General features: G+C 41.7%; 1 protein-coding gene. It reads left to right on the top strand.

Translation table 11 applies throughout. From position 1 onward, the window contains the following. Positions 1 to 259, top strand: a 259-nt coding sequence (locus AAEY87_RS14135; protein ID WP_350657629.1) for an outer-membrane lipoprotein carrier protein LolA, incomplete at both ends; no start/stop codon positions are given.

Raw genomic sequence — 259 nt, 5'->3', positions numbered from 1 at the left:
CTATGAGTGTCCAACGTCCAAATAACTTTCGCTGGGAAACCAAGTCACCATCAGAGCAGTTGATCGTTGCTAATGGTAATTCTATGTGGGTTTATGACAAAGATTTAGAGCAAGCGACTAAGCAGAATGTCGACAGCCAAGTAGGTAATACCCCAGCTTTGCTACTGTCAGGTGATCCAAGCAAGATTGATCAAAACTTCAAAATCACTCAGCCATATGACAACAAAAACTACTACGTACTCTATCCTAAGTCAGACAG

It is taken from the genome of Psychrobacter sp. S1-30-MNA-CIBAN-0213, from assembly GCF_040309845.1.
Taxonomy (GTDB): Bacteria; Pseudomonadota; Gammaproteobacteria; order Pseudomonadales; family Moraxellaceae; genus Psychrobacter.
The sequence above is the reverse complement of the archived record's forward strand: the minus strand, read 5'-3'. Positions and strand labels throughout refer to the sequence as shown.